This is a genomic window from Amycolatopsis sp. NPDC114504, from assembly GCF_055633595.1.
In genome coordinates this window covers 1,102,195-1,108,480 of the sequence record NZ_JBVKDU010000006.1, presented here as the reverse complement: position 1 = coordinate 1,108,480, position 6,286 = coordinate 1,102,195, and the positions used below count along the sequence as shown (strand labels likewise).

Annotated in this window: 5 protein-coding genes and 1 rRNA gene; 5 read left to right on the top strand and 1 reads right to left on the bottom strand. The window is 71.1% G+C overall.

Annotated elements, in window-relative coordinates; all coding sequences use genetic code 11:
- A 5S ribosomal RNA gene (rrf, locus tag ACZ7PG_RS46835) occupies positions 1–92 on the top strand; the annotation flags it as partial.
- Between the two features lie 183 nt (positions 93–275).
- Here rrf and ACZ7PG_RS46830 read toward each other — a convergent pair.
- Entirely contained in the window at positions 276–725 is a 450-nt protein-coding gene (locus ACZ7PG_RS46830) for an Lrp/AsnC family transcriptional regulator (RefSeq protein WP_470245676.1), read from the bottom strand.
- Positions 726–836: 111 nt separating this feature from the next.
- Here ACZ7PG_RS46830 and ACZ7PG_RS46825 point away from each other — a divergent pair, with 111 nt between their 5' ends.
- From ACZ7PG_RS46825 to ACZ7PG_RS46810, 4 genes are all read left to right on the top strand, one after another.
- Complete coding sequence (locus ACZ7PG_RS46825; protein WP_470245675.1) at positions 837–1,274, top strand: rhodanese-like domain-containing protein; 438 nt, start codon at positions 837–839, stop codon at positions 1,272–1,274.
- Between the two features lie 19 nt (positions 1,275–1,293).
- Positions 1,294–2,043 (top strand): type 1 glutamine amidotransferase, encoded by a 750-nt coding sequence (locus tag ACZ7PG_RS46820; RefSeq protein WP_470245674.1) that lies wholly within the window; start codon positions 1,294–1,296, stop codon positions 2,041–2,043.
- A gap of 95 nt (positions 2,044–2,138) precedes the next feature.
- Positions 2,139–3,272 carry an inorganic phosphate transporter gene (locus ACZ7PG_RS46815; RefSeq protein ID WP_470245673.1) on the top strand — a complete coding sequence of 378 codons (1,134 nt, stop codon included), beginning with the start codon at positions 2,139–2,141 and terminating at the stop codon, positions 3,270–3,272.
- Between the two features lie 30 nt (positions 3,273–3,302).
- Positions 3,303–6,278 (top strand): bifunctional [glutamine synthetase] adenylyltransferase/[glutamine synthetase]-adenylyl-L-tyrosine phosphorylase, encoded by a 2,976-nt coding sequence (locus ACZ7PG_RS46810; RefSeq protein ID WP_470245672.1) that lies wholly within the window; start codon positions 3,303–3,305, stop codon positions 6,276–6,278.
- Positions 6,279–6,286 lie beyond the last annotated feature (8 nt).

Below are 6,286 nucleotides of genomic sequence, written 5' to 3'. Positions count from 1 at the left end.
CGCCCGGTCCCATTCCGAACCCGGAAGCTAAGCCTGATAGCGCCGATGGTACTGCAACCGAAGGGTTGTGGGAGAGTAGGACACCGCCGAACTTAATTTGGAGAGGGGCCTGGGCCCGGTTGAGACGCAAGTCTCCCGGGCCCGGGCCCTTTTTCATGCCCGGAAACAGCCGTGTCGACGCCCCAATCACGCGTGATGCCCCTCCAATCACACGCGATGCCTCCCCAGACACACGTGATGCCTGGCGTAACACGCCCGAAGCCTCAAACGAAGCCTCAAACCGCGTGCGGCCGAGGCACCGGCCGGCTCCGCAGAGGACTGGACAACACCAGCGACGTCGTCGTCTCCCCGTACCGCTGCACCTTCTCGACCAACGCCTCCAGCTCCGCCGTATCCCGGCACAGCACCCGCAGGATCCAGCACTCCTCCCCGGTGATGTGGTCAGCCGAGACGAGCTGCGGCAGCGGCAACACCGCCGTCCGGAACCGCGGGGTGTCCAGGCTTCGCACCCGGGCCCGCACCAACGCCTCGATCGGCAACCCGAGCCTCGTCGTGTCGACGCGAGCCGCGTAGCCGGTGATCACTCCGCGCTCCTCGAGACGGCGGACTCGCTCCGTCACCGCCGAGCCGGACAGCGATACCCGGCGGCCCAGCTCCGAAAAGCTGAGCCGGCCGTCCTCCTGGAGGAGCTCCAGCAGGCGCCAGTCGAGATCGTCGAGGTCCACCGTGATTCTCCCAGGTGAGCCGGGCCGGAACCCGGAAATCCCCGGCCGGCCCGGGCTTCCACCCCGATTCTGCCCTGTGCCGGAACCCGCGCCACCAGCAGGATTTACGTCATGACCACCGCACGCACGCTCACCGTCCCCGCGCCGGCTCCCGAAGCCGCCATGAACTACTTCGGCGCCGAACTCGCCTTCGAGGTCGATCCCGACGATCTCGTCCGGGACCTCGAAGCCGGCCACACCGACGGTTACGTGATCGTCGAGACGCGGGCCGAAGCGGCCTACGCCCAAGCTCGCATCCCCGGCGCGATCAACCTCCCCTACCGGGACATGACGGCCGAGACCACCGCCCACCTCGACAAGCGGCTCGTCTACGTCTGCTACTGCGAGAGCATCAACTGCAACGCCGCCACGAAGGGCGCACTCAAGCTCGCCGAGCTCGGCTTCCAGGTGAAACGGCTCTCCGGCGGCATCACCGCCTGGATCGCCGCCGGCTACCCCGTCGAGGGGACCGAAGAAACAGAAACAGCCGGGATCCGCTGCGCCTGCTGAGCCACCTACCCTGAAAAGCGTGACACGACTGCTCATCATCCAGCCGGACGCGTCGGACCCGCTCGGCGCTCTCGGCGACTGGCTCACCGGCGCCGGCGCGGAGCTCGACGTCCGGCTGCTGCCGACGGACGACCTGCCCGACGACCTCGACGCCTACCGGGGCGTCGTCTGCCTCGGCGGCGGCATGGCCGCGGAAGACGACGCGAAACACCCGTGGCTCGCCGACGTCCGGCGGCTCCTGTCCAAGGCCGCGGCGAAGCGGATCCCGACCCTGGGCATCTGCCTCGGTGCCCAGCTGCTGGCCGTCGCGACCGGGGGCCGCGTCGAGGTCGGGCGGGACGGGCCCGAGGTCGGTCCGCACCTCGTCGCCAAGAAGGACGCGGCGTGGACCGACCCGCTCTTCGCCGAGCTGCCGCTCATGCAGGACGTCCTGCAGTTCCACAACGACGCGATCACCCGGCTCCCGCCCGGCGCCGAGCTGCTCGCTTCCGCGCCGCTGTACCAAAACCAGGCCTTCCGGTTCAACCGTTGTGTCTACGGTGTCCAGTTCCACATCGAGACGACACCCGCCGTCGTCGAGAGCTGGGCCGCCGACGAGCCCGAGATGGCGGAATTCGCCCGTCCGGGCTCACTCGAGCACGACGCGTTGATCGCCGTGCACACCGACATCGAAGAAACCTGGCGCCCGTTCGCGCAGCGGTTCGTCCGGTTGGCCGCCGGAGAGCTCGAGCCCGCCGCCGACAGTCAACGCTCGTTACCACTGGCTTAACGCCCGGGATCACAATCAGCAACAGCCTGTTAACGCCAGGCGTCACCCTTCAGGTACCTTGCGGAAGGAGTCCCCACAAGGGTTCGGAGGTCGGGGTGGAACCCTCGTTGCTGGTCGTGCTCGTTGTCGTCACGGCCTTGGTTTTCGATTTCACGAACGGGTTCCACGACACCGCGAACTCGATGGCGACGTCGATCGCGACCGGGGCGCTCAAGCCCCGCGTCGCCGTCGCGATCTCCGCGGTGCTGAACCTGGTCGGCGCGTTCCTGTCGGTGGAGGTCGCCAAGACGATCTCCAGCGGTCTGGTGGACGACACGAAGATCGGCCCGTCGATCGTCTTCGGCGGGCTGATCGGCGCGATCGTCTGGAACCTCGTGACGTGGTTCGTCGGCCTGCCGTCGAGCTCGTCGCACGCCCTGTTCGGCGGCCTGATCGGCGCCACCTGGGTTTCGGCCGGGACCGACTCGGTCCACTTCGGAAAGATCGTCGAGAAGGTTCTGGTCCCGGCCGCCGCGAGCCCGGTGATCGCCGGGCTCGTCGCGATGATCGGGACGTACTTCGTCTACCGCTTCCTCGTCCGCGGCCGCCCGGCCACGCGCGGGTTCAAGGTCGGCCAGGTCGTCTCGGCGTCGCTCGTCTCCCTCGCCCACGGCACCAACGACGCGCAGAAGACCATGGGTGTAATCACGCTCACTCTCGTCACCGCCGGCAGTCTGCCGGCGGGGGCGTCGCCACCCGTCTGGGTGATCATCAGCGCCGCGTGCGCGCTCGCGCTCGGCACCTACCTCGGCGGCTGGCGCATCACCCACACCCTCGGCAAGGGCCTCACGGACATCGAAGGCCCGCAGGGTTTCGCTGCCCAGACGAGCTCGGCGCTGGTCATCCTGATCTCGTCCCGGCTGGGCTTCCCGCTGTCGACGACGCACGTGTGCTCCGGCGGGATCGTCGGCTCCGGCGTCGGCCGCCGGGAGGCGCCGGTGCGCTGGCGGATGGCGGGCCGGATGGTCATCGCGTGGCTGTTCACGCTCCCCGCCGCCGCGATCGTCGGCGCGGTGTCCGGCAAGATCGCCTCGCTCGGCGCCGCGGGCACCATCGCCGTCGGCGTCGTCGGGATCGGCGTGGGCGTCGGGATCTGGCTCCTCTCGCGACGCCACCCCGTCACCGCGCACAGCTTCCAGGTCCCCGAGCCGACGCCCGCCGGGACCGAACCGGGTCGGCTCGCCGCCTGATCGAAGCCGGCCGGGATACGGTGGTTCGTGATGGCAGACCGCGCGCGATCGACCGCTTCGGCGGCGAGGTACGGCTTCACCGACTCCCGTGCCGAGGGTCAGTTGCGCGCGGCCGGCTGGTGGGACGACGCCGGTCCGGTCGCGGCCGCCGCCGACGTCCTCGCCGCGTTGTCCCGGACCGCGGACCCGGACCTCGCGCTGCGCGGGATCGACCGGATCCGCGAAGCCGACGAAGACGAGTGGACGCGGCTCGACGAACAGCTGCGGGCCAACCGGACCTTCCGTGGCCGCCTCCTCAGCGTGCTCGGGACGTCGAGCGCGCTCGCCGACTTCGTCGCCGCGAACCCGGAGCAGTGGCAGTCGCTCATGGGCGACAAGTGCACGGACTCCGCCTGCTACCGGGAAAACCTGCGCACGGCGCTCGTGCGCGACGACGGTTCGGTCCTCACCGGGCTCGAGGCCGAGCACGCTCTCAAGATCGCCTACCGCGGCCAGCTGCTGGGCATCGCCGCCGCGGACCTGGGTCACCTCGTCGAGGAAGGGCTCGAGCACCCGCACTACGCCGAGGTCGCGGCGCAGCTGACCGAGCTGGCCGAGGCCGCGCTCGCCGCCGGGCTCGTCGTCGCCGAAGCCGAGGTCGGCGCGCCCGCCGACGGCAACCTGTCGATCATCGCCATGGGCAAGTGCGGCGGCCGGGAGCTCAACTACGTCAGCGATGTCGACGTCATCTTCGTCGGCGCCGAAGACCTCGGCGTCGCGACGCGGTTGGCCAGCACGACGATGCGGATCGTCGGGAAGGCGTGCTTCGAGGTCGACGCCGCGCTGCGCCCCGAAGGCAAGGCCGGCGCGCTCGTCCGCACCCTGGAGAGTCACCAGGGCTACTACCAGAAGTGGGCCAAGACCTGGGAGTTCCAGGCGCTGCTCAAGGCGCGCCCGGTGGCGGGCGACGCCGAGCTGGGGCAGCAGTACGCCGAGATGGTCGCACCGCTGGTGTGGTCGGCCGCCGACCGGGACAACTTCGTCGGCGAGGTGCAGCAGATGCGGCGCCGCGTCGAGGGGCACGTGCCGTCCGAACACGCCGAGCGCGAGCTGAAGCTGGGCCGCGGCGGGCTGCGGGACGTCGAGTTCGCGGTGCAACTGCTGCAACTCGTGCATGGCCGCGTGGACGCCGACCTGCGTTCGCCGTCCACGATGGACGCGCTCGCCGCGCTCGGCGAAGGCGGTTACGTCGGTCGTCAGGACGCGGCCGAGCTGGGCGCGTCGTACGAGTTCCTGCGGATGATCGAGCACCGCCTGCAGCTGCGGCGGCTGCGCCGGACGCACCTGTTCCCCGCGACGTCGGACACCGCCGAGCTGCGAATCCTGGCGCGGGCCAGCGGGATCAAGGCGAGCGGCGGCAAGAGCCAGGGCGAGGCGCTGCTGGCCGAGTTCCGCAAGCACGGCAAGGGCATCCGGCGCCTGCACGAAAAGATCTTCTACCGGCCGCTGCTGCAGTCCGTCGCGAACGTGCCGACCGAAGCGCTGCGCCTGACGACCAAACAGGCCGCGAGCCGGCTGGCGGCGCTCGGCTACACCGCCCCCGACGGCGCGCTCCAGCACATCAAGGCCCTCACCTCCGGCGTCTCGCGGCGCGCCGCGATCCAGCAGGCGCTGCTGCCGGTACTGCTCGACCTCCTGGCCGACACGCCCGACCCCGACGGCGGGCTGCTGTCGTACCGGAAGGTGTCCGAGGCTCTGGAGGACACGCCGTGGTACCTGCGCGTCCTGCGTGACGAGGGCACGGTCGTGGAGAACCTGGCGGCGCTGCTCGGCACGTCCCGGCTGGTGCCGGACCTGCTCGTGCGCGCGCCGGAGGTGTTGCGGCTGCTCGGCGACCCGGCCCGGCTGCTGGGCCGCACGCCCGCCGAGGTGGCGACGTCGCTGCGGGCCGCCGTCCGGCGCCAGCCCGGGTTGAACGCCGCCGTCGCGGCCGCACGTTCGCTGCGGCGGCACGAGATGCTGCGGATCGCGTGCGCCGATCTGCTCGGCCTGCTCGACGTGCCCGCGGTGTGCGAAGCGCTGTCGAGCGTCTGGGTGGCGGTGCTGCAGGGCGCGCTGGCCGCGGCGTTCCGCCAGCGTCAGGCGGAGCTGGGCCGCACGCCGGCGCGCATCGCCGTGATCGGGATGGGCCGGCTCGGCGGCGCCGAACTGGGGTACGGCTCCGACGCCGACGTCCTCTTCGTGTGCGAGCCGGCCGAAGGGGTCTCGGACGCCGACGCGGTGAAGTTCGCTTCTTCGGTCGCGGAGACCGTCCGGAAGATGCTGGGCGCGCCGAGCTCGGACCCGGCCCTGGAAGTCGACACCGACCTGCGGCCGGAGGGCCGGAGCGGGCCATTGGTGCGGACGCTGGACTCGTACCGCGCGTACTACGCGCGCTGGGGCGAGGTGTGGGAGGCGCAGGCGTTGCTGCGTGCCCGGTTCGTCGCGGGCGACGACGACCTCGGCGAGCGCTTCATCGCGATGATCGACCCGATCCGCTACCCCGAAGGCGGCCTGGACGCGACGAAGGCGCGCGAGATCCGCCGCATCAAGGCGCGGGTGGAGACCGAGCGGATGCCCCGCGGAGCTGACCCGACGCGCCACACGAAACTCGGCCGCGGCGGCCTCGCCGACGTCGAGTGGACGGTCCAGCTGCTGCAGCTCCAGCACGCGTACTCGGTCCCGGAGCTGCGGACGACGTCGACGCTCGACGCGCTGGCCCACCTGCCGGAGGCGGGGCTGGCTTCGGCGTCCGAGGCGGCTTCGCTGCGCGAAGCGTGGCTCTTGGCGACGAGGGTGCGCAACGCGGGAATGCTGGTCCGCGGCAAGGCGGTCGACGAGGTCCCGGGCTCGGGTCGCGACCTGGTGGCGGTGGCCCGGGTACTGGGCCAGTCGGCGGCCGACGACCCGGGCGAGTTCCTGGACACGTACCGCCGCATCACCCGGCGGGCGCACACCGTGGTGGAGCACCTGTTCTACGAGGCCTGACTTACAGT